The following is an 18,251-nucleotide window of genomic DNA, read 5'->3' on the forward strand; positions in this document are numbered from 1 at the left end:
GGACCATGCCGCATGAACTTGATCTCCACTGAAATACCCGGAATCGTCTGGGCCTATCGTTTCCTGCCCGGTGAAAACCGCTGCACGCGCATCGCTACAGATTCCTCGATCGACGCGCTTCTCGAAGGCGATGGTTGGCTCTGGGTGCATCTGGCGCTTAGCGACGCCCGTACCCCGGCCCTGATCGAGCGCATCACCACACTGCCGCCAAGCGCCCTCTCGACGCTCACCAGCCATGACACCCAGGCAGCCGTGACGATCTCCGACGACATGGTCTACGGCACGCTGGTCGATTTCGAACGGACGTTCGATGCGGAGACGAAAACGATCGGCTGGCTGCATTTCGCCGTCACCGAAAAGCTGATCATCACCACCCGCTTGCACCCGCTGCGCAGCATCGACCGGGTAAAATCGGCCGTCGAAAAGAATGCCCGCTGCGCCCGGCCGATCGACCTGTTCGAAATGATGGTGGTAGAGTTCCAGCGCACCCTGATCAGCCTGGTGCTGGAACTGACGGAAGAACTGAACGTCATCGAGGACGACGTCTATGGCGAGGCGGGCCATAACAGCCAGCCGCGGCTTGCGCCACTCCGGCGAACCGCCGTGCGCCTGCATCGCCACCTGCGCACGCTGCTGGCACTGCTGCGCCGTGCCGGAACATCGGAAGAAGACGAGGTACCTGCCGGCTTTATCGATGTTGCCGAACGCCTGTCGGACCGGCTCGAGGCTGTCGATCGGGATGTCTTTGCCCTGCAGGAACGCGCCCGGCTTCTGCACGAGGAAATCGACAGCAAGCTGACCTCCGAAACCAATCGCCACCTCTACATCCTGTCGCTGATGACGGCATTTCTTCTTCCGCCGACGCTGGTCACCGGCTTTTTCGGCATGAACACATCCAGCCTGCCCTTTGCCGATGGCGTCCATGGAACGCTGGTTGCCGGCCTGTTCATCGTGCTTTCGATGTGGGCCGCCTGGATGATCCTGAAGCGGATCGGCATTCTCTGAACGGCAAAAGGCCGGAGAAATCTCCGGCCTTGGAAGGATGCTGATCGAGAAGATCAATACGGGGAATTGCAGGCGCGACGCGGGCCATAATTCGGCTGATACGAATTGTCGTAGGCACGATAGCTGCGATAGCGATTGTAGCACCATTCGACATGGCTGCCGCCGTAGCGCACGGAGGGCTGGGCAACGGAACCGGCAATGATTGCACCGGTCGCAAAGGCCGCCAGCGGGAACCACATTCCGTTATATTCCCGGTAGCCCGAACGGCGGTAATTATAGCCGCGATGGCCATTATAGTAGGAGTAGCCGTCGCGGCGATGATAACCGCGTCGCCAGTTATTATCATGACGGCCCCAGTCACCATCACGGCGGTGGCGAAACTGCACGTCAACAACATCGACCGGACGTTCGGCCTTGGTCGGCACGGGAATCTGCGTGAACGCCATCGAAGGCGTGAAAGACGTCGCCAGCAGCGCTGCCGACAGAGCCAAGGTGGCTGCTTTAAATCCAAAAACACCCATGGTGTTCCTCCATTCCATCGTATTCGACATGATTGTCATGTCGAAAAAACGCAGATTGGTTTGGTTTGTTCCATTCACGATAGTGTCATCAGAACTAGCGAGCGGCAGGGTAACGATGTGTTAACCATGTTTGCCCACCCTCTTCCCATGGAAAAGGGCCGCAAACCACGTCTGCGCAGGTTCTTCCGCTTCGCCGTTCTTCTCGGCGCCGCGCTGGTGTCGAGTGCGGCTATTGCCCGTGATCTCATGCCGTGGAAGGCGGCGAACCACGCCCTTGTCATTGATGCCTATGAACTGAACATTATCGACTGGGAGGCCATGCTGACGGACCGGCGGATCGCCGCCTTCATCTCCAAGGCCTCCGACGGCCTGCCCGAAAGCTTTGCCTGCACCGGCGATCATGGCGGCGATACGGTCGCCCACTGCAAGACGATGTGGCGCAAATATGCGGTCAGCCGCGAACTCTACCAGACACGACGGATGATCGCCCGTGCCAATGGGCTGCTCTGGGGCGCCTATCATCTCGCCCGCCCCGGCAACCCCGTCGATCAGGCCAACCATTTCCTCGACTATGCCGAGCCGCGCGACGACGAACTGATGGTGCTCGACATCGAAGGCATCGACGCGGAAAAATACATGTCGCTGGAGGACGCCGCCATCTTCGCCGGGCATATCAAGACGCGAACCGGCCGTTATCCAATGCTTTACACCAACCATTCCACGGCCCGATACATCGCCGCCAATCGCGACCGCTTCCCGATCCTCTCGCGCCTGCCCCTGTGGTACGCGCGTTACAAGCCGGGCATCCGCAACGTCTTCCCGATGGGAAACTGGGACAACTATGCGCTCTGGCAATTTTCCTCGGCAGTCAATTGCGGCAAGCGGCGATGTCCCTATCGGGTCACCGGCACGCTTGACGATATCGATGTCAATGTCGCACCGGTGGACGCAAAGACCCTCAAAGCCATATGGGCGAAGGGCGAACTGCTTCCGGAAAAGCCGATGGACAAACCCCTGCTCATCGCCACCGCAGACGCGAAGGCTGCCGCCGGCCTTGGCGTGGACATGACGGTAACGGGATCGATCGGCAAGGTTTCAATTCCGCTGGGTTTGCGCTAAGGACCGGCATCAGGTGGGCACCACAGTTTTGCCGAGTTACCGTGCATTTACCACGGCGTTCGAAATTGCGGGGCGGCTTGGGCCGGATTCATTCTTTCGACTGGAAAAGAGTCTAGGGACGACAGATCAGTTCCTGCACATGATGAGCAGATGGCAAGCAAGATCGTAATCAGCAGCAACCGCACGACGCCCGTCTCGGTGCTTTCCGCAGACACCGTTTTCGTGATCAACAAGGGCGTGACGCTGAGCACGGCCACGACCGCGATCGTCGCGACCGGAATCGCCACGGGGCGCGATTTCTACATCAACGGCACAGTCATCTCCGCCTCGAGCTACGCGTTCCAGTTCGGCACGACCTCTGTTGCTGATAGCAAGAGCGAATTCGTCGTCAGCAGCACCGGCAGGATCTCCGGCCAGGAATACGGCCTGAAGATCAGCAGCGGCAGCCTCGAACTGACAAACCAGGGCACGATCGACGCCCGCCTCACGGCGGTCAGTATCGCCGGCAAGGCGACCCATATCGTCAACAGCGGCCTGATTGAATCGACCGCCTCGGCCGGGATGTCAGTCTCCGGCGCTGGCAGCGTCATCACCAATCATGGCACCACCCATGCGGCGACCAATGCCGTCCAGATTTCCGGGGCGTCAGTCATCCTGACCAACAATGGCGAACTACGTTCGGATAAATCTTCGGCAATATACTCGACTGGTGCCGCCGCGACGCTCACCAACCACGGCACGGCCATCGGTTACGGCACTGCCATCGTATCCTCGGGGAGCTCCGTCAAGATCACCAATGACGGCGCGGTCACCTCCAGCAAAGGCATCGCCATCCAGGCGAAAGGCGCCAGCGCGATCATCACCAACAGCGGCACGATCACCGCCGTCAAGGACGCCATCGTGCTTTCCGGCGATGACGGCAAGGTGACCAATAACGGCCTGATCAAATCCTCGGCCTATGCGATCTCGGTCTCGGCCGACGACGCCATCGTTACCAACAACAAGACGATCACGGCGGGTGGCGGCATCAAGGCGGCCGGTAGCGGCGAAACCGTCACCAATTACGGCACCATCACCGGCACGCTATCGACACTTGCGGCCATCGACTTCTCCGACGCCACCAAGTCGAGCCTCCATAACAACGGCCTGATCAAGTCCGCCGGCACGGCGTTTCTCGGCAGCAATGCGGTGGATTCCGTCTTCAACAGCGGCACGATCAACGGCACGATCCGGCTTGGCGGCGGCAACGACTATTTCGACGGCACCGGCGGCAAGGTCAACGGCACCGTCTCCGGCGGAGCGGGCAATGATGTCTATGTGATCACCGATGCCACGATCAAGCTGTCGGAAGCCACCGGCGGCGGCACCGATCTTGTCAAATCCAGCGTGTCCTACACGCTTGCCACCAATATCGAAAACCTGACGCTGAACGGATCGGCGAACATCAACGCCATCGGCAACGCGCAGGCGAACCTGCTGCACGGCAACGCAGGTGCAAACACGATCGACGGCAAGGCCGGAAACGACACAATCTGGGGCCATGGTGGAGCCGATATCCTGACGGGTGGCACCGGCGCCGACCAGTTCGTCTTTGCCACCAAGGACGGCAAGGACACCATCACCGATTTCGCCGCGACAGGCTCCAGCCACGACATTCTCGACCTGACAGGCCTCGCCAGCATCAGCGACTACAAGGACCTGGCCCAGAACCACATGACGCAGGTCGGCAGCGACGTGCTGATCGATGGGCTGAACGGCGACAGTATTCTTTTGAAGAACGTCAAGCTCGCCGCTCTCGACGCCGGTGACTTCTTTTTTTGAGGAAGGCTAAATTCGGAACTCCGCCCTCCATTAGCGGCAATATAAAATCGACCCGCTACGCCTCGATCTGCACGTCGCCGATCGGGCGGGAACAGCAGGCGAGGATGTAGCCTTCCTCGATCTCGTCGTCGAGAATGCCGCCGTTGTGGTGCATGTCGACCTCACCGGCCACCTTCATGACACGGCAGGTGCCGCAGAGGCCGCCTTCGCAGGCGGCGCCGATGCGCACGCCGGCTGCCCTCGCGGTCTGCAGGATGGTCTGGCCGGGCTGACACTTGGCTTCCTTGCCGGCCATGGTGAAGGTAATGGTGGCGACGGTCGCGCCGTCATGACCAGCGCCGTCGCGGATCGCCAGTTCCTCTGCCGCGGGTGCCGCCGCCGGCTGGAAGCTTTCCTCGTGGTAACGGTTCATGTCGAAACCGACGCTTTCGAGCATCGACTTCACGCCCTTCATGAACGGCTCCGGGCCGCAACAGAAAACCGTGCGGTCGCGGAAGTCGGGCGAAAGCAGCGCCAGTTTCGAGGTTTCGATGCGGCCGCGCAGCCCGTGCCAGCCGTGGCGCGGCGCATGGGTCTCCACGATGAAGCCGAGATTGAGCTTGGGCATGTTACGCGCGATGTTTTCCAGCTCCTCGCGAAACAGGAGGTCGTCCGGCTGGCGGGCGCAGGACAGGAAGGTGACGTCCGATTGCGGGGCGCAATCGGCCATCCAGCGGGTCATCGACATCATCGGCGTGATGCCGGAACCGGCCGAGATAAACAGGTACTTTTCCCCGGTGTGCCGAACGAAGGAGAAGTCGCCGAGCGGCCCGAAGGCCTTCAGCTTCATACCCGGCTTCAGATGATCGAACATCCAGCGCGTGCCGATGCTCGTCGCCTGCGCCTTGACGGTGACGGCAATCGAGAACGGCCGCGAAGGCGTCGAGGACAGCGTATAGGTCCGCATCACCGGATCGTCCGGCGTCACCGGCAGTTCGAGCGTGACGAACTGGCCCGGCAGATACCGGAACCAGCTATCCCTGTCGGCCTTGAAGCCGAAGGTCATCACGTCCGGCGCCTCGTGGGTCACGGAAATGCATTCCAGAAGCTGCTGCCGGTCGTTGAAGGGCTGTAGTTCGTCGAAGTGACGGAAGGATGAAACAATCGTCATGTCAGGCGACCCGAACCAGAGGGGTGGACGCTCCGTGCAGGCGGTCCTGCATGAAGTTGGTGTACCATTCGACGAACTGCATCACGCCGCCTTCATGTTCCGGCGAATAGGGGCCGGGCTGATAGGCGGGCGAGCGGATGCCGAAGGCATTTTCCTCGACGATCTGGCGATCCTGGTCGTTGGTCTCGGTCCAGACATGCGTCAGTTCCTCGAGATTGTAATCGACGCCTTCGACCGCATCCTTGTGGACCAGCCACTTGGTGGTGACCTGGGTCAATTCCGGCCCGAGCGGCAGGACACGGAAGGTGATGGCGTGATCGCCCAGAACATGGTTCCAGGTCGAGGGATAGTGGAATAGCAGCAGCGTGCCGATCTGGCTCTGGCTGACATCATCAGACAGCTGGCGCTTGACGGCGCGCTTGCCCGACATGGTGTAGCTTTCGGCATCCTGGATCAACGGCATGCGGGCAACGCGGAACTGTCCGCTAGTGTCCATACGGAATTCACTCGGCAGGCCGGTGGCCTCGCACTTTGCCCAGTGCTCGGCAATGACCGGATCATCCTTGGCACCCTGCACGCCGGTAGCCGTCGGGGCTTCCGGATAGGTGCGGCAAAGTTCCGGGTGGTTGGCAGCGCAGTGATAGCACTCGCGGTTGTTTTCCCAGACGAGCTTCCAGTTGCCCTTCTCGATAATCGTGCTTTCGAAGGCGACCTTGGTGTCCTTCAGGTTATGCGGCGTGACATAGGAAGAAACCATGTCGCGAACCGGCTGGAAGTCCATCGCCTCGTCAGCCAGGCAGATGAAGATGTAGCCGCCGATGGTCTCGCAATGGATGGGCTTCAGGCCATGCTGGTTCTTGTCGAAATCCTCGCCCATCTGGCGGGCGAAAAGAAGCTTGCCGTCCAGTTCATAGGTCCACTGATGATACGGACAGACAAGCTTTGCGGAGGATCCCTTGGCGCCGGCGCAGACGCGCGAACCGCGGTGACGGCAGGAATTGTGGAGCGCGCGGACGGTGCCGGTGCGGTCGCGAACGATGACAACGGGATATTCGCCGACCTGTACGGTGAAATAATTGCCGGCCTTGGGGATTTCGCAATCATGGCCGATGAACAGCCAGTCCTTGTACCAGATCTCTGCCATATCGAGCTTGAAGAGATCGGGATCGGTATAGAAGGCCTGCTCCAGGCTATGACCGGCGCGCCGGGTCTTCAATTTGCGGAGAACTTCGCTGCGGAGATCCATGGTCTTTTCCTTCTCGCCACTTCTTTCAGGAGTTACGGCGAATAGGAAGGAACCATCCCCCGCGCCTGGAGAGCGCGTGACTTCAATGGTTCATCTTCCGGCTGCCCGCCGCAACCAAAACATCAATTTCGTCACAAGGCTGGTTTCCGGGCTCTGGAGCCGTCCTTTCGGACTATCCCGGCGCCTTCCCGGATTTCTCCAGTGGCCTTTTGCCGAGGTTTCGCTCCACCACCGTTGCGGGGGCAGCGCCGGATTCTGACCGGCTTCCCAATTCTCCGCCCTCCCTATAAAGGCGGCACCTTGAGTGTCTTTATCTAGCCCCATGAAATATCCGGACAGCTGTCGATTAGCGACATCGAATTCCAGAATGACGACACAGTGAAAGTTGTTTTGGTAAATTGCAAAACTGCCTATTATATAAGTAAAAACAAACAAATAGCCTGAAATTTCGGCAAATGGCGCGTTTTCCACCATACGCTTGCCTGCGCCGTCGAATGACTGCCTCTTTGCGACATCCGGGAAACTTCTACGGCCTTGCGACGCAAGCCTCGCGCCATCGGACAAGGTTAACAACGGGAAAGATTACGTTAACCTCCACACTGTAGTTTTCCCTCATGGAGAGTTTCCACCCCGGCATGCACACTGCAAGCCGCCGCGATTCTGGTGCTGGCCAATGTCAAACCTGAGATATTTCGACGCCGCAGCCGTCAAGAAACCGATCCAGTCCCCAAAGGCTGCGATCTACACCGAATTTCTTCGAACAGGGCGGATCAACCGGAACAAGGCTGGCTGGGACGCGAGCGAAAAGCGTTACCTGACCCATGATGAAGTCGCCGCTCGCACGGGCAAGAAGCTCGAAGCGGCTGGTCATGTCACCCATGAACGGATCAACGGCTTTCACCAGTCGATTCAGTTTCCAAAGCTACTGTTCCATCGCACGCTCGCTGGCAGCCCGCATCTCGGCTATTGCCACGTGACGGCGGCACGCACGAAATTCGCCAAGTTCGACGATGTGCGCTGGTCCTTCTATATCGCCAACTTCTTCTCGGAAATCGGCGATGACGAACGCTTCTTCGACAAGATCAACATGGGCTATTCGCGGATGTATTTCGCGGTGGCGACCGAGATGGATGCCGAGGCGCGCAAGCTCAGCATCAACCGCGCCATCCACCAGAACGGCCTGTTGTTCCGCACGCGCGATCCGAAGGAAGCCCTGAAGAACGTGCTGATGCTCGGCGCCCGCAACGAGCAGTTGCGCCGGATCATCAACAGCCTTTAGAGCCTACTGCTTGTAGATCAGCCAATCGCGACCAGCCGGCGCCTCCGGCCCATTGCCATGGACGACGGTATGATCGCCGCCCTTGGCCTGCGCCCTGGCCAATGCCTTTTCAGCCGCGTTGACCAGGTCGAACGCATTGCCGGCATCACCGGACATGCAGACGCCGACGGACAATGTCACGCTGCCAAGATTGCGGCCGGTCTTCGGATGCTTGAAATGAACGCCGCGCAGGCCCGAGCGCAGCAGCGCCATCATCCGCACCACTTCGCGCTCCTCGCTCGCATTGATCAGGAAACCGAAACGCGCGCCATCGAAACGCGCCGCAAACTCCGATGCCGGGAAGGCTTGGCGAATGACGCTACCGATGTGCCGGGCCAGTGTATCGGCAAGGGCAGCGGCCTGTTCGCCGGAGAGGCGCTGGCTGGTATCGGGTTCGGCAAGGGCGATGCCGCAGGCGAGCGGCATGTCGGGATCGGCGTAAACCTTGGCAAGCGCCTTGTTGAACGCGCGCCGGTTGGACAGCCCGGTCGCCGCATCCGAGAATTTCGTTGCCTCGAAATCGGCAAGTTCCTTCTGGACGCCGGCAATCACGGTCGATTGTGCGGTGACACTCTGCTCCATCTCGGCATTCTGCGACACCTGGTGCTCCGTTGCCCGCTTCAGCGCCTGGATGGAATTGGCAAGCGCCGCCTGGCTTGCCTCGTCGGATACGACAAGCGCCTTCGACGCTTCGCCGATCAGCTGGCCATAAGCGTCGAGCGCCGTCTTCTCGCGGGTGAGCAGGTTCATGAAATTGCTCATCTCGTCGCGCACGATCGTCGTCGAACGCGCCAGTACGCTCGCCTCGTGATGATGCGGCAGATATTTGCGGCCCAACTCATCCAGTGCAGCCTGCGACTTGTATTTTCCGAGCGCAATGAAATCCCGCACCAGATCCGGATTGGCGCCGGCATAGGCCTCGTAGACCAGCTCGTAATTCCGGGGGGCGGCATCGATGCCCATCTGGTGCATGGCCGTTGCGATACGAAGGGCGAGATCGTTCGGCGTGGATTTCTTGTTGACCATTATGGCTCCGGTAATGTGGTGATTTGCACAACTATCAGGCACAGCTTTCCGTCGCGCTAACCGAAGGTGTCGCATTTTAAGAAATCTTAATCGGCACTGTCGCGATCAGGGACAGAACACAGCGATTTCCGAATGCACTTGGCAATATCCGGCCAAGCCCTGTAAAGGAAACGCCTGCGCCCGCCTGTCCTTTTCCGTGGGCCCCGATCCTTGGAATGCATATGGCCCTGATCATCGATACACGCATGGAACCGGATCGCGCATTGACGCAGGCCTGCGAAACGCTGGAAGTTGGTCAGCCTGTCGCAATACCCACAGAGACGGTCTATGGACTGGCGGCGGATGCAACCAATCCGGATGCGATCAGCCGCATTTACGAAATGAAGGGTCGCCCCCGTTTCAATCCTTTGATCTGCCATGTCGCGGATTTCGAGATGGCCGAGCAGCATGTCACCTTTGATCCCGTGTCGCGCCAACTCGCGGAGGCCTTCTGGCCAGGCCCCCTCACGCTGATCCTGCCGCTGAAGGCCGACAGCCAAGTGCATTCGCTGGCCTCAGCCGGTCTCGATACGCTGGGCGTGCGCATGCCCGACGGTTTTTCACGCGCGGTGATTGCACGCTTCGGCAAACCACTGGCTGCGCCGAGCGCCAATACGTCCGGCAAGATCAGCCCGACCAGTGCAGCCCATGTCGAGGCGGATCTCGGCGACAGGCTCAGCCTGATCCTCGACGCGGGCTCAGCCGAGATCGGGCTGGAATCGACGATCGTGAAGGTGGAAGGCGACGAGATTCGCCTGCTGCGGCCCGGTGGTCTCGATGTCGCTGATATCGAGAAGCTGACCGGCAAGACTGTGCTGCGTCCGGAGACAGCAGGCGCTGCGATCGAAGCGCCCGGCATGCTGGCCTCGCATTACGCACCGGGCGCCGCGGTCCGGCTCGATGCTGCCGATGTCCAGCCCGGCGAAGCGTTGATAAAATTCGGCGGCCGACCATTGCCGGGCGAGGACACGGCGACCCTCGTACTCGACCTCAGCCCGACAGGCGACCTGCGGGAAGCCGCCGCCAATCTCTTTGCCTATATGAAGCAGGCCGACGCCTCGGATGCCGCGACCATCGCCTTCGGACCGATCCCGAACGAGGGGTTGGGCGAGGCGATCCTCGACCGGCTCGAACGGGCCGCTGCGCCAAGGGAATAGCGATGACGAATACCGCCCTCTCCTCCGATCTCATGGCGCGTTTTGCCGCAATCGTTGGCGAAAACAACGCGCTGACGGACACACGCGACATCGCCCCTTACCTCGTGGAATCGCGTGGGCTCTACAAGGGTACGAGCCCGCTGGTGCTGCGGCCCGGCAGTGTCGAGGAGGTCTCCGCAATCCTGAAAATGGCGACCGCCACCAGCACACCGATCGTGCCGCAGGGTGGCAATACCGGGCATGTGGCCGGAGGGATTCCCCGTACCGGTGAAAACGACGTGGTTCTGTCGCTGGAGCGGCTGAACCGCATTCGCGATATCGACCCTGTCGGCAATGTCATCGTTGCCGATGCCGGCTGCATCCTCGCGGATATCCAGAAGGCGGCGGAGGCGCATAACCGGCTGTTTCCGCTATCGCTGGGCTCGGAAGGCTCTTGCCGGATCGGCGGCAACCTGTCGACCAATGCCGGCGGGACGGCGGTGCTTGCCTATGGCAACATGCGGCAATTGTGCCTCGGTCTGGAGGTCGTGCTGCCAACCGGCGAGGTCTGGGATGGGTTGCGGCGGCTGAAGAAGGACAATACCGGCTACGACCTGCGCGACCTGTTCATCGGCGCCGAAGGCACGCTCGGCATCATCACCGGCGCGGTGCTCAAGCTGTTTCCCCGGCCTCTCGGTCATCAAGTAGCCTTTGCCGGCCTGAAAAGCGTTGCCGATGCGCTCACCCTGATCGACAAGGCCTCGAGCCTCTGCGGCCCGGCACTGACCGGCTTCGAACTGATGCCGCGTCTTGGCGTCGAGTTCACAGCCCGGCACATTCCCGGCGTCCGCGATCCGATGGATACGGTTCACGCCTGGTATGCGCTGATCGACGTTTCAACATCTGACTCGGCAGAAAGCGCCGAGCGGATGATGCAGGCCCTCCTGGAAACGGAACTCGAAAGCGGACTGATCGAAAACGCGGTTGTCGCGGCCAACGAAGCCCAGCGCAAAAGTCTCTGGCACATGCGCGAAAGCATGTCGCCGGCGCAGAAGCCGGAAGGCGGTTCTATCAAGCACGATGTCTCGGTGCCGGTCTCCAGCATTCCGGCCTTCATGGCGGAAGCCGACGCGGCGGTCCTCAAAGCCATTCCCGGCGCCCGCATCTGCTCGTTCGGCCATATGGGCGACGGCAACATTCACTACAATATTTCGCAGCCGATCGGCGCCGACAAGGACGCTTTCATCGCCCGCTGGCGCGAAATGAACGCCATCGTTCACGGCATCGTGCTGCGTTACAACGGCTCGATTTCGGCCGAACATGGCATCGGCCAGTTGAAGCGCGACGAACTGGCCGAGGTGCGCGCGCCGATCGAGATCGACCTGATGCAGCGGATCAAACATGCCTTCGACCCCGCCGGGATCATGAATCCCGACAAGGTGCTCAAGGCACGCGGATAATCATCGATTAACCGCCAAGCCTCAGTTGCGAAAGGCTCATCAGCGTATCGGCGCTGATGCCGCCGCGGCCGTTGTTCGACAGGACGAGTTCGGCGGGTGAAACATCGACATTGTTTTCGATGTCGTACAGAGCCGTGAACCGCTGCAGCAGTTTCTCCAGCTTTTCCGGATCGTGCAGGTCCTCCATATCGAGAACGCGGTTGATATAGGCATACTGGATATCGACGTCGGCGCTCGCCATTTCCTCGGGAATGCTGAACGTCGTCTGGATGACCTGCAGAAGCGCAGTATCGGCCAGAATGTCATAGGCGGTGCTGACGTCCTCTGCCATGCGCCGGAAATAGAGCGCCAGACGCACGCCGGCATTGTCCTCGCCCTTCTGCTCTTCCAGTGTCTGGTTGAGATAGAGGTCTTCCGTCTCAAGCAGGCCGCGCCGCGTCTGGATGCCCTGTGTCGGCTTGGCGAGGTTTCCCTCAGCGTCGAAATTGTAGGATGAGACGATCTGCTTGTAGATCTCGGAGTTCGGCTCGGTATTGATGAAACTCTTGGGGTCGCTGAAGTCCGACTCGAACATCTGGCGCAGATAGTCGGTCGTCACCTCTTCCGGATCGAGCCCTGCGGCAACGACGATGAAATCGACGAGACGCCGGTTGGACAGGAGGTCATCCAGCGTTTCGATCTTCTCGATCTCGGCACTGTAATACTTCGATTCCTCCGTCGCCTTGGTCTTGTCGTCCTCCGTCCCGAAGCGGCTTTTCTCGATGACATAGGATTTGGCGGTGTTGAGGATTTCCGATTCCGACTGGGCCAGCATCGGTATTCCGAGCGTTCCATCCGCTTTGAAGTTGAACGCCTTGGCCAGTTCGACGTAGCGATCGTCCTTCAGCGTATAGACGTAGCTCTTCGGATCCGTGAGGTCGCTCGTCAGGACTTTCTTCAGCTTGCGGGCTGAATCACCTTCGTTCTCCAGACCGACAGCGGTCAAAGCGAGCTTCATGATCTTCGTATCGGCCAGCAGACCATCGACATCCGACACGAGGCTGATCAGTGTCTTGTAGGATTTGATGAGCGCTTCATCGGCCGCCTCGTCAGCGTCGTCATAGCGGGCGGTCCACAAGCCGTCGGTTTTCGCCATCTGGGCTGCCGTCTGCGCATTGCCCGCAGTCACCGTTCCGTCCGTCGCGAAATTGAAGGCGGCCGCCAGTTCCTTGTAGATGGCGTTGTATTCGCCGCCCTGCGTATTGGCATAGCTTGCAGGGTCGCTGAGATCACTGGTGACGATGTTTTCGAATGTCGACGTCAGGAAGCCGGACGGCAAGCCATAGGCGACGCGCAGATAAGAGAACAGCCGGCTGTTGCCGGTGATGTCGCTGACATTGTCGACCGTCGCGATGGTCGAATCGTAATAGAGTTGGTTCAATTGCGCAGCCGAGGACGACAGACGCGGCTGCTGGAAGACATAGGCTTCGTTCGTCGCGGCCTTCTGCGCATCCGACATGGCCTTGTCGCCGCTCGCCAGCGTTCCGTCGTTCTGGAAATTGAAGGCGGCCGCAAGCGGCGTGTAGTCCGGTGCGTTGTTGATCTGGCTCTGGTACTGCGCGATCAGCTTGCTGGCCGCGCTGGTGCTGTCGGCAAGTTCCGCCGGGGTGGCGCTGTTCTGGACAGCGGTGATCTTGTCCTGCAGGCCCTGGGTGTAGGCCGCCGCCTTTACATTCACATAGCTGCTGGAATCGCTGACATCGCTGGTCACCACACCCTTGAAATGGGTGTAGTCCATATATTTCGGATCGAAGCCGAAGGCGGTGAGGACGTAATTCTTAAGCCGCTCGTTCTGCCAGAGCTGGTCGACAGTGGTAACCGTGTCCATCACTGCGTTAAAATAGACCGTATCTTCCCTGACAGCATCACCCTGATTGGCGATGGACTGATTGTAGAGACCGATCAGGTCGTCTTCCTGTGCGTTGCTTTGAACCACTTCGGTCGACTGCGAGAAACTGAACGCCATCGCGAAATTGCGGTAGCGTTCGTCCGTCAGCATGTTGGCGTAGCTGCTCTCGTCGCTCAGGTCGCTTTCCAGCACCTTGCGCATGAAAGCCTTGGCATAGGTCATGTCTTCCAGGCCATGCGCTTTCATGGCGTAGGAGTAGAGACGGTAGTCGCCGAGGAAGTCGTCGATCGACGTGACCTTGCCGATATTTTCCTTGTAATACTGGCTTTCTCGGGCAACGAGCACCTGTTCGGAGGTGCGCTGCAGGCTCGTCTTCATGTCGCGGGTGATGAGATTATAGTCGATATATGTGGATACCATCGCCGCTCTGCCGATCGCCTGAAACTGTTGACGGAACGCCATCCGAACGGACGCAATCCCGCACCCTGCGGTCATAACCGTGGCCAAGATGGACGGCCTGCCTTGTGCGTGGCTTTTCCCGAAGACGGATGGGGGATGTGCGAAATGCCGCTTATTTTTTTCACATTTGGGAAACCCTGACGCGTTGGCTTTTGCTAACCATCAGGAAATGCAAAGTTTTTTAACTGCGATTTTTAAGTCGTCTCAAACGGGACCCGCCTATCTTGAGCTCACAGAGGACGAAAAGTCCCAAGGAGAAGACCGGAAACCGGCTCTCAAGGAAAACAAGGGCGATTGTAATGCTGAAGACAAATTCTCAACCGGCTTGGGTCGAAACCACACTGCGACTGGATCCGAAACGCTTCCCCCAGCAGGCTAGCTACGCCTTGCGCGGACAGTCGAGCAATGTCACCATCAGTCTGGACGAGCGCGGCGCCGTGATGCGCAAGGTTCTGCCGTCCAGTGGCCTGCCCTTGTCGATCGCCCTGCCCGCCCGCGCCTTCAAGGGTGTTGCGGCCCGCGCCATCGACCACGGAGATGGAGAAGTGACCGTGACCCTCGAACTGCACCATGATGACCCGGACCTGTGCATCCCGCTGCTGGTCGCTCATGATCTCGCCGATATCGCCGCCGACTGGCGCAGCTGGTCGGAAGCCTACCGGATTCCGATGCTGATGGTCGAAGCCGATGGCGTCGCCCGGCCGCTGGAAGACCATCTGGGCGAAGTGCGCACCCGCGAAATCAAGCCGCGCCGCCGCCACTCGCTTTTCAACGATCGCCGTCCGCGTTTCCTGATGCGCCGCTCCACCGGCAGCCTCGGCGTGGTGATGAAAATCAATGGCCGGGAAATCATCGCCCGGAACTGATTTTCGACACATTTTTCGAAAGTTCCTCCAGTGCAAAAGACCGGTCGTCCCCTGCGGCCGGTTTTTTGTTTCTGTTTTCAACCGGTTGCATCGTTCCCCAGGAAACACCGGCGACGCCTTCTTGATGCCATATGCGCTCGGCACAGTGCAGCAACGAGAAGGAGACACCCATGCGCACATTCATCCGCGCGGCTTTTGCCGCCATTTCCGCCCGCTTCACTAGGACGAAGAAGAGCCGCGACACGGACTTGAGCTGGGCTTGAACATGATGGTTTGCTGCGGTGGACCCTTGCCCTCCGGCCCGGCCGGAGGGTTTTTTATATCAGCCTTACAGCAAGCGCGGCACACAGCCCGATAAACACGATCAGCCCGACGACGCCATTGAACTTGAACAGTGCCAGGCACTGTTTGGCATCGTGAATGTCGAGCACGAGGATCTGGTAGAACAAGAGGACTGCTGCGACCAGCAGTCCGACATAGGCTAGGAAACCGGCGCCCGCGAAGGCAAAGGCGACGAAGAGCAGAAAGACCGTCAGGCCATACAGGCCAAACAACCAGGGCCTCGGGCGATCGCCGAAGCGTCGCGCGGTAGAACGCACGCCGATCAATTCGTCATCTTCCTTGTCCTGATAGGCATAGATGGTGTCGTAACCAACCGTCCAGGCGATCGCCGCCATGTAGAGGACGATCGCCGCCGCACCAATACTGCCGAACTCCGCCGACCAGCCCATCAGCGCGCCCCATGAAAAGGCGAGCCCGAGGAAGAATTGCGGCCAGTCGGTAAAGCGCTTGGCAAACGGATAGATCGCCACGAAAACCAGCGAGAAGATGCCGAGCGCGATGGAGAAGCCGTTGAACTGCAGCAGCACGATCAGTCCGGCAAGCGCCTGTAGCACCATAAAGACCTTGGCCTGAAACCGGGTCACGCGGCCGGAGGGTAGCGGCCGCGAGCGGGTGCGCGCCACTTCCATGTCGATGTCATGGTCGACAATGTCATTGTAGGTGCAACCCGCGCCGCGCATCGCGACGGAGCCGATGAAGAAAAGGACGAGGTGCAGAACGAAGCGGCTGGCGGAAAAGGTTCCGAGTGCCGCCGCTGCATTGGCCGCGAGCGCAGCCGACCAGAGGCATGGCAGCAGCAACAATTGCCAGCCGATCGGCCTGTCCCAGCGTGCCAGTTGCGCATAGGGCCAGAGCGCCCTTGGCAGGACGCGATAGACCCAATTGTTGGATGGCGCATCGTAGACGCGACCGGAATCGGCTGGATTATTGCTCATGCCGCCTGTTTGCAGCGGCCGGCAGGCGCGGTCAAGCGATCAGGCGCAGCACACCTGCGGCAAGATATCAATCCAGCGTGAAATCGAAGCGGTAGGTCGCGGCAAGACCGAACAGCAACTGGTTGCGGCTGCCGCCTTCCTTGACGATGCTCGAATCCGCTGCCGGCCCCATCAGGCGCTTGTATTCGACGAAAGCGCTCGTATCGAGCTTCTCGGTCGCCTGCCAGGTGATCGCAGCCCCTGCCCCGACCGAGCCGATGCCGCCGGACGGCGTATATTTGGAATAGCCTGATTTTGCAGCCTCCGAAGAACTGACGCCGTAATAGGCATCGAAATAATCGCTGGTCGCGGCCGAAAGGCGCGGGCCGGCCGACAGACGGACATTGTCGCTGACATCGACGAAACCATCGGCGGCAACATCGGCGACCAGGCCGTGATGGCTGCGGATGCCCTGACGCAGTTCGGCGCGGATGCGCAGCCAGTCTGTCGGATACACCTCGGCGAAGCCACCGAGTTCACCACCGAAGCGAACGGGGTCGAGCCCCTTCAGATCGTTGGACGTGTCTTCGTCGCGCTCGAAGATCAGCTTGCCGGCGACACCGGCGCGGAACGCACCCTGATCGACGAAGGCGAAGGCAGGGTTATCGTTGCGCGAGGAAAATCGGACGGTGCTGCCCGCGCGGCCCAGCGAGATCAGCGGGGCAGCCTGGAACAGCCGATCCGAACCGCCATCATATTTCGGCCCGATAAAGCCGGTGGCGCCGACTTTCAGATACCAGTCGCCCGACCAGAAATGCTGCCCCTCCTGCGCCGACGCGGACGAGGAAGCGGCCAGAATCAGCCCGGCGGAAAGAAGGAAAGCAGACGGTCGAAACAAGGCGGCAACTCCGGATACAAGCCCTCAAACGCCCGATGCCAGCGATCCCGGCAACGAAAGGGCAAACTGACATGGGTCGTTTCGGCGCGTTATAGGCCCCGCCTCACTACCATCTCGTTAACCAGAAGTCTTCAGCGATTCTTTTCCATGAAACATTGCTTATATTCAAGTGAATCATGGAGTTAGGCACCACGGTCGAACATCATTTTCCGAGCCTATGCGGCGCGGGATTTCAGATAGGTGCTGGGCGAACTGCCGAGCATGCGGCGAAACATGGTGGTGAAGGCGGCGATATTCTCGTACCCCGCATCGAGTGCGACATTGGTGACCGGCTCGCCGGCCGCAAGGCGCGGAAGCGATGCAAAAAGGCAGGCCTGCTGCCGCCAGGTGACGAAGCTGACGCCGGTCTCGGCCCGGAAAAACCGGGTGAACGAACGGCGGCTCATGCCGAGTTCCCGCGCCCAATCATCAATGCCTGCATTGGCCGCGGGAACTTTCAGAAAATGCCGGCACAGGCGGGCAAGCCGCTCATCTCCCGGGAATGGTAGACCGAGCGGGCGCTCGGACAGCCGACCGATTTCGTCCAGCAACAGTTCCATGATCAGCAGTTGACGCCGCTCGGATTGCGGCCGTTCATCGGAAGTCACCAGTTCCTCGATCAGGCTGGCGGCGAGGGTCGTGACCTCCAGCACGCGCGGATCCAATGCATCGACGATGGACGAAGCGACATAGATCGAATGCATGCGCACCTCGCTGATCATCTCGGTTGCATGTTCCAAACCGGCAGGAATGAGCAGCGCATGGCCGGGCGGAATCATCCAGCGCCCGCGCGTGGTGCTGACCAGCACCACGCCACTGCGTGCACACCAGAGCTGCGCCTTGCTGTGATTGTGGGCCGGGACCCGAAAGCCGGCGGGATAGATGCGCCCAAGCGCCACCACCGGCTCGTTGGCCATTTCGATCCAGGACAGGCTGGCAAAATGGTCGTCCGGGTCCTGAACCTTTGTTCCGGTGAGATCGATTGTTCGCATTTGGCCCACTCA

General features: G+C 60.1%; 16 protein-coding genes and 1 riboswitch. Of the genes, 7 read left to right on the top strand and 9 right to left on the bottom strand.

What is annotated here, in order from left to right:
* The first annotated feature begins 12 nt into the window (after positions 1-12).
* The gene (locus ASG68_RS01245; protein ID WP_062575888.1) at positions 13-1,005 is read left to right on the top strand and encodes a transporter; all 993 of its coding nucleotides are present in this window, start codon (positions 13-15) and stop codon (positions 1,003-1,005) included.
* Positions 1,006-1,058: 53 nt separating this feature from the next.
* Here ASG68_RS01245 and ASG68_RS01250 read toward each other — a convergent pair whose 3' ends face one another.
* A complete protein-coding gene (locus ASG68_RS01250) occupies positions 1,059-1,526 on the bottom strand; it encodes a BA14K family protein (protein WP_062602706.1) in 468 nt (155 codons plus the stop codon).
* 147 nt (positions 1,527-1,673) lie between these two features.
* On the opposite strand from ASG68_RS01250, the gene ASG68_RS01255 reads away from it, so the two are divergent.
* Together ASG68_RS01255 and ASG68_RS01260 are read left to right on the top strand one after the other, a co-directional pair.
* Positions 1,674-2,645 (top strand): glycoside hydrolase family 25 protein, encoded by a 972-nt coding sequence (locus ASG68_RS01255; protein WP_062576556.1) that lies wholly within the window; start codon positions 1,674-1,676, stop codon positions 2,643-2,645.
* A gap of 150 nt (positions 2,646-2,795) precedes the next feature.
* Complete coding sequence (locus ASG68_RS01260) at positions 2,796-4,466, top strand: hypothetical protein (protein ID WP_062575887.1); 1,671 nt, start codon at positions 2,796-2,798, stop codon at positions 4,464-4,466.
* A 55-nt stretch (positions 4,467-4,521) separates the two neighbouring features.
* On the opposite strand, the gene ASG68_RS01265 is transcribed toward ASG68_RS01260, so the two are convergent.
* On the bottom strand, positions 4,522-5,616 hold the full coding sequence (locus ASG68_RS01265) for a hybrid-cluster NAD(P)-dependent oxidoreductase (RefSeq protein ID WP_062575886.1): 1,095 nt from the start codon (positions 5,614-5,616) through the stop codon (positions 4,522-4,524).
* Between the two features lies 1 nt (position 5,617).
* Positions 5,618-6,862: an aromatic ring-hydroxylating oxygenase subunit alpha gene (locus ASG68_RS01270; protein ID WP_062575885.1), complete on the bottom strand. Its 1,245-nt coding sequence runs from the start codon at positions 6,860-6,862 to the stop codon at positions 5,618-5,620.
* A 119-nt stretch (positions 6,863-6,981) separates the two neighbouring features.
* A riboswitch (cobalamin riboswitch) is annotated at positions 6,982-7,180 on the bottom strand.
* Between the two features lie 355 nt (positions 7,181-7,535).
* Here ASG68_RS01270 and ASG68_RS01275 point away from each other — a divergent pair.
* Entirely contained in the window at positions 7,536-8,141 is a 606-nt protein-coding gene (locus ASG68_RS01275; RefSeq protein WP_062609106.1) for a DUF6656 family protein, read from the top strand.
* Positions 8,142-8,144: 3 nt separating this feature from the next.
* Here the strand turns inward: ASG68_RS01275 and ASG68_RS01280 are convergent, their stop codons facing one another.
* The gene (locus tag ASG68_RS01280) at positions 8,145-9,206 is read right to left on the bottom strand and encodes a diguanylate cyclase domain-containing protein (protein WP_062575883.1); all 1,062 of its coding nucleotides are present in this window, start codon (positions 9,204-9,206) and stop codon (positions 8,145-8,147) included.
* Positions 9,207-9,427: 221 nt separating this feature from the next.
* Between ASG68_RS01280 and ASG68_RS01285 the strand changes: the two genes are divergently transcribed.
* A complete protein-coding gene (locus ASG68_RS01285; protein ID WP_062575882.1) occupies positions 9,428-10,402 on the top strand; it encodes an L-threonylcarbamoyladenylate synthase in 975 nt (324 codons plus the stop codon).
* A gap of 2 nt (positions 10,403-10,404) precedes the next feature.
* Positions 10,405-11,841 carry an FAD-binding oxidoreductase gene (locus ASG68_RS01290; RefSeq protein WP_062575881.1) on the top strand — a complete coding sequence of 479 codons (1,437 nt, stop codon included), beginning with the start codon at positions 10,405-10,407 and terminating at the stop codon, positions 11,839-11,841.
* A gap of 7 nt (positions 11,842-11,848) precedes the next feature.
* On the opposite strand, the gene ASG68_RS01295 is transcribed toward ASG68_RS01290, so the two are convergent.
* The gene (locus ASG68_RS01295) at positions 11,849-14,149 is read right to left on the bottom strand and encodes a DUF1217 domain-containing protein (protein WP_062575880.1); all 2,301 of its coding nucleotides are present in this window, start codon (positions 14,147-14,149) and stop codon (positions 11,849-11,851) included.
* A gap of 338 nt (positions 14,150-14,487) precedes the next feature.
* Here ASG68_RS01295 and ASG68_RS01300 point away from each other — a divergent pair, with 338 nt between their 5' ends.
* Positions 14,488-15,054 carry a DUF6101 family protein gene (locus tag ASG68_RS01300; protein ID WP_062575879.1) on the top strand — a complete coding sequence of 189 codons (567 nt, stop codon included), beginning with the start codon at positions 14,488-14,490 and terminating at the stop codon, positions 15,052-15,054.
* Here ASG68_RS01300 and ASG68_RS31050 read toward each other — a convergent pair.
* From ASG68_RS31050 to ASG68_RS01315, 4 genes are all read right to left on the bottom strand, one after another.
* The gene (locus ASG68_RS31050) at positions 15,038-15,226 is read right to left on the bottom strand and encodes a hypothetical protein (protein WP_156373782.1); all 189 of its coding nucleotides are present in this window, start codon (positions 15,224-15,226) and stop codon (positions 15,038-15,040) included. The two genes, ASG68_RS01300 and ASG68_RS31050, sit on opposite strands and share 17 nt — an antisense overlap.
* 145 nt (positions 15,227-15,371) lie before the next feature.
* On the bottom strand, positions 15,372-16,331 hold the full coding sequence (gene ubiA, locus ASG68_RS01305) for a 4-hydroxybenzoate octaprenyltransferase (RefSeq protein WP_062575877.1): 960 nt from the start codon (positions 16,329-16,331) through the stop codon (positions 15,372-15,374).
* 67 nt (positions 16,332-16,398) lie between these two features.
* On the bottom strand, positions 16,399-17,208 hold the full coding sequence (locus ASG68_RS01310) for a MipA/OmpV family protein (RefSeq protein WP_062575876.1): 810 nt from the start codon (positions 17,206-17,208) through the stop codon (positions 16,399-16,401).
* A 215-nt stretch (positions 17,209-17,423) separates the two neighbouring features.
* Positions 17,424-18,239 (bottom strand): AraC family transcriptional regulator, encoded by an 816-nt coding sequence (locus tag ASG68_RS01315; protein ID WP_062575875.1) that lies wholly within the window; start codon positions 18,237-18,239, stop codon positions 17,424-17,426.
* Between the last annotated feature and the right edge of the window lie 12 nt (positions 18,240-18,251).

The sequence above is a fragment of the Rhizobium sp. Leaf453 genome, assembly GCF_001425605.1.
Taxonomy (GTDB): domain Bacteria; phylum Pseudomonadota; class Alphaproteobacteria; order Rhizobiales; family Rhizobiaceae; genus Pararhizobium.

Bases quoted from the DNA above. Each gene is read 5' to 3' on its own strand.
- ASG68_RS01245 (WP_062575888.1), top strand. From the start codon at position 13: ATGAACTTGATCTCCACTGAAATACCCGGAATCGTCTGGGCCTATCGT.
- ASG68_RS01260 (WP_062575887.1), top strand. From the start codon at position 2,796: ATGGCAAGCAAGATCGTAATCAGCAGCAACCGCACGACGCCCGTCTCG.
- ASG68_RS01290 (WP_062575881.1), top strand. From the start codon at position 10,405: ATGACGAATACCGCCCTCTCCTCCGATCTCATGGCGCGTTTTGCCGCA.
- ASG68_RS01295 (WP_062575880.1), bottom strand. From the start codon at position 14,149: ATGGTATCCACATATATCGACTATAATCTCATCACCCGCGACATGAAG.
- ASG68_RS01300 (WP_062575879.1), top strand. From the start codon at position 14,488: ATGCTGAAGACAAATTCTCAACCGGCTTGGGTCGAAACCACACTGCGA.
- ASG68_RS01255 (WP_062576556.1), top strand. From the start codon at position 1,674: ATGGAAAAGGGCCGCAAACCACGTCTGCGCAGGTTCTTCCGCTTCGCC.
- ASG68_RS31050 (WP_156373782.1), bottom strand. From the start codon at position 15,226: ATGGGTGTCTCCTTCTCGTTGCTGCACTGTGCCGAGCGCATATGGCAT.
- ubiA (WP_062575877.1), bottom strand. From the start codon at position 16,331: ATGAGCAATAATCCAGCCGATTCCGGTCGCGTCTACGATGCGCCATCC.
- ASG68_RS01315 (WP_062575875.1), bottom strand. From the start codon at position 18,239: ATGCGAACAATCGATCTCACCGGAACAAAGGTTCAGGACCCGGACGAC.
- ASG68_RS01275 (WP_062609106.1), top strand. From the start codon at position 7,536: ATGTCAAACCTGAGATATTTCGACGCCGCAGCCGTCAAGAAACCGATC.
- ASG68_RS01250 (WP_062602706.1), bottom strand. From the start codon at position 1,526: ATGGGTGTTTTTGGATTTAAAGCAGCCACCTTGGCTCTGTCGGCAGCG.
- ASG68_RS01280 (WP_062575883.1), bottom strand. From the start codon at position 9,206: ATGGTCAACAAGAAATCCACGCCGAACGATCTCGCCCTTCGTATCGCA.
- ASG68_RS01285 (WP_062575882.1), top strand. From the start codon at position 9,428: ATGGCCCTGATCATCGATACACGCATGGAACCGGATCGCGCATTGACG.
- ASG68_RS01270 (WP_062575885.1), bottom strand. From the start codon at position 6,862: ATGGATCTCCGCAGCGAAGTTCTCCGCAAATTGAAGACCCGGCGCGCC.
- ASG68_RS01265 (WP_062575886.1), bottom strand. From the start codon at position 5,616: ATGACGATTGTTTCATCCTTCCGTCACTTCGACGAACTACAGCCCTTC.